Raw genomic sequence first — 3,761 nt, forward strand, 5'->3', positions numbered from 1 at the left:
TAGCAATAATAAGCTTATAATATTTTTCATGTTCTATCTATCTAATTTCATTATTAAAAAGTGAATATATTAAAAATGTGTAAATAAAATATTACAATTTTTATTTTTAATAAATAAATTTATAGTCAAGCATAAATGAAATTCTTTAATTAAATTTGTATTACACAACTTAATAGTATAAAAATGAAAATTTCAATAGGGAACGATCACGCAGGACCAGACTACAAAAAAGCAATTGTGAAAATGCTTGAAGCAAAAGGTTATGAAGTAACAAATTACGGAACAGATTCTGAGGATTCTGTTGATTATCCGGATTTTGGACATCCTGTTGCCAATGATGTATCTGAAGGAAAAGCTGATTTTGGAATCGTAATCTGTGGCAGCGGAAACGGAATTGCCATGACGGTTAATAAACACCCGAAAGTTAGGGCCGGTCTTTGCTGGACAAAAGAAATTGCTTATCTGACGCGTTTACATAATGATGCCAATATCGTGAGTATTCCGGCTAGGTTTACTTCAGTACCACAAGCTGTTGAAATTGTTGAAACTTTCCTGACAACAGCATTTGAAGGAGGAAGACACCAAAACAGAGTGAATAAAATTGCCTGTTCATAAAAAAGTCAAAAAAATCGGGTGCTTCGCACCATATAAAAAGCAAACCGGGCGAATTTTTAAAAATTCATCCGGTTTTTTATTTAAGTTACTTAAAAATAATTTATTAAGATTATATTTCAACGTTATTAACAATGTTAATATCTATTTTTTATCATGTAAAAAGTAATATATAACTACTATCTGAACCAAAATAATCAGAGCAAACTTTATAATAAAAGAAGTTTTAGACGTTTTATGTCTGAAGATCAACATTGCTATCAATAAACCGATGGATCCGCCAATAAAAGAGAGAAAGAACAATGTATTTTCGGGAATTCTGCGTTTTTGTTTCACAGCCAGGAATTTGTCAATTCCAGCAATAACAAACTCCAGAACATTTACAACTAAAAAAAATATTAATAAAACTTCCATTGGCTAAAAAATAGAAACAAAGATATTATTTTAGCCTCGTCAATGATTATCTGTTTAAGGTTTTATAGAAACAGATTAAGCCATTTTATAATTAAGAAATTATTTCATTTAAAGCTATGACTAATATTCAATTTATTGCCAAGTCTGTTCAGGCACCGGCGGTTAGTATTCAAAACACAGTAAAACTTTTAGAAGAAGATTGTACGATTCCGTTTATTTCGCGTTACCGAAAAGATACAACAGGAAATCTGGATGAAGTTGTAATTGAACAAATTGCAAAATTTCAAAAAGAGTATGAAACGCTTGTAAAACGTAAAGAAGCGGTTTTAAAATCTATTGAAGAACAAAAAGCGCTTACGCCGGAATTGAAGAAAAAAATTGAAGATAGTTTTGATTTACAGGAGATAGAAGATTTTTACCTTCCATATAAAAAGAAGAAAAAAACAAAAGCCGATGTGGCTCGTGAATTTGGTCTGGAACCTTTGGCCAAATTAATCATGTCTGAAAGTGATGTTGATGTTGATTTTATTTCGACGCAGTATATTAATGAAAATGTGATCAATGAAGAAGCCGCTATACAGGGCGCAAGAGATATCGTGGCCGAATGGATCAACGAAAATATTTATGTCCGTAAGCAATTAAGAAGATTATATCAGCGAAAAGCAACTATTGGAACCAAAGTCGTAAAAAAGAAAGCCGAAGAAGAAGGAGCACAAAAATTCAGTCAGTATTTTGACTGGGAAGAACCTTTGACAAAAACACCATCACACCGATTATTAGCAATGCTTCGTGCTGAAAACGAAGGTTTTGTAAAAATGAAAATCGATGTTGATATCGATGACGCTTACGATGTTATTGATGAAATTATCATTAAAAAACAAAATAATACAACAGCACATTTGCAATTAGCAATTGAAGACAGTTTTAAAAGATTACTGAATCCTGCGATTGGAAATGAAACGTTGCAGGAAGCAAAAGCAAAAGCAGATGCCAATTCAATCCAGGTTTTTGCCAACAATTTAGGACAGTTATTGCTGGCTCCGCCGTTAGGAGAAAAACGAATTCTGGCTATTGATCCCGGATTTAGAAGCGGATGTAAAGTAGTATGCCTGGATGAAAAAGGAGATTTATTATACAATGAAACCATTTATCCGCATGCACCTCAAAACGAAGAAGCAATGGCGATAAAAAAAATCCGTTCGATGGTAAATGCCTATCAGATTGATGCCATTTCTATCGGAAACGGTACTGCTTCAAGAGAAACCGAATTTTTCATCAAAAAAATCGCGTTTGACAAACCGGTTCAGGTTTTTATTGTTTCTGAGGCCGGAGCTTCGGTATATTCGGCATCAAAAATTGCGAGAGAAGAATTTCCTAATTATGATGTAACGGTTCGTGGTTCTGTTTCTATTGGCCGCCGACTTTCAGATCCGTTGGCCGAATTGGTAAAAATCGATCCGAAAGCAATTGGAGTAGGACAATACCAACATGATGTTGACCAGACGAAACTAAAAGAAGAATTGGACAATACCGTAATTCGATGTGTGAACTCGGTTGGAATCAATATCAACACTGCGAGTAAACATTTACTAAGCTATGTGAGTGGAATAGGAGAAAAGCTTGCTGAAAACATCGTCCAATATCGTTCTGAAAATGGTCCTTTTGAAGATAGAAAACAACTGAAAAAAGTACCGCGTCTGGGAGATAAAGCGTATCAGCAGGGAGCAGCGTTTATTAGAATTTCGAATGCTAAAAATCCGCTTGATAATTCTGCAGTGCATCCAGAGGCTTATCCTGTTGTGGAGAAAATGGCAAAAGACCTGAAACTTTCGGTAAATGATTTAATTGCAAACAAAGAGAAAACAGCGCTTATTAAGCCCGAAAAATATATTACACCTGAAATTGGTTTACTTACTTTGAAAGACATCATAAAAGAGCTTGAAAAGCCTGGATTAGACCCAAGAAAGTCAGCTAAGGTTTTTGAATTTGATGCGAATGTAAAATCGATCAAAGATCTGAGAACCGGAATGATTTTGCCTGGAATTGTGAATAACATTACCAATTTTGGCTGCTTTGTTGATATCGGAATCAAAGAAAGCGGATTGGTTCACATTTCACAGCTCAAAGCCGGATTTGTAAGCGATGTAAACGAAGTGGTAAAACTACATCAGCATGTTGATGTAAAAGTTACAGAAGTGGATGAAGACAGAAAACGTATTCAGCTGACAATGGTACTTTAAAATTCCAATTTTTGAAAAATACCAAATTCCAAAATCTGGAATTATTAAATACAAAAACTCCCAAACTACAATTGTAGTTTGGGAGTTTCTTTTTCAGAATTTTCAAAAGTTAGACTTTATGGAATAAAAAAATTCCAGGCTAAACAAGTTTAACCTGGAATTTTTAAATAAGTTCTGAAATAATTATTTAATTTCTTCCTCTTCTTTTTTCACTGCAGAAGCAGGTTGATCGTCTTTAGCAGCGTTTTTGAATTCCTTAATTCCGCTTCCTAAACCTTTCATTAATTCCGGAATTTTTTTACCTCCAAAAAGTAATATCACAATACCTACTATTACGAGGATTTCTGTAAGACCTAATCTTCCCATGACTGTATATATTTATGCCGAAGCAAATTGTTTTCTAATTTTTACCGCAAAGGTATATAGAAATATACGAACAAAAAGTGTTTTTGGTTTAAAATCTTTCTTTTAAGGTACGTTAAATATTTTATAAAA

General features: G+C 33.5%; 4 protein-coding genes. 2 read left to right on the top strand and 2 right to left on the bottom strand.

The window, feature by feature from the left end:
• Positions 1 to 183: 183 nt before the first annotated feature.
• A complete protein-coding gene (gene rpiB, locus DCO46_RS22360) occupies positions 184 to 615 on the top strand; it encodes a ribose 5-phosphate isomerase B (RefSeq protein ID WP_116754672.1) in 432 nt (143 codons plus the stop codon).
• A 141-nt stretch (positions 616 to 756) separates the two neighbouring features.
• Here rpiB and DCO46_RS22365 read toward each other — a convergent pair whose 3' ends face one another.
• Entirely contained in the window at positions 757 to 1,026 is a 270-nt protein-coding gene (locus DCO46_RS22365) for a DUF1294 domain-containing protein (RefSeq protein ID WP_116754673.1), read from the bottom strand.
• Between the two features lie 116 nt (positions 1,027 to 1,142).
• On the opposite strand from DCO46_RS22365, the gene DCO46_RS22370 reads away from it, so the two are divergent.
• Positions 1,143 to 3,266, top strand: a complete 2,124-nt coding sequence (locus DCO46_RS22370; protein WP_116754674.1) for a Tex family protein — start codon at positions 1,143 to 1,145, stop codon at positions 3,264 to 3,266.
• A 183-nt stretch (positions 3,267 to 3,449) separates the two neighbouring features.
• Here DCO46_RS22370 and DCO46_RS22375 read toward each other — a convergent pair whose 3' ends face one another.
• Positions 3,450 to 3,632: a twin-arginine translocase TatA/TatE family subunit gene (locus DCO46_RS22375; protein WP_116754675.1), complete on the bottom strand. Its 183-nt coding sequence runs from the start codon at positions 3,630 to 3,632 to the stop codon at positions 3,450 to 3,452.
• Positions 3,633 to 3,761 lie beyond the last annotated feature (129 nt).

The sequence above is a fragment of the Flavobacterium sp. HTF genome (genome assembly GCF_003105115.1).
Classification (GTDB): Bacteria; Bacteroidota; Bacteroidia; order Flavobacteriales; family Flavobacteriaceae; genus Flavobacterium.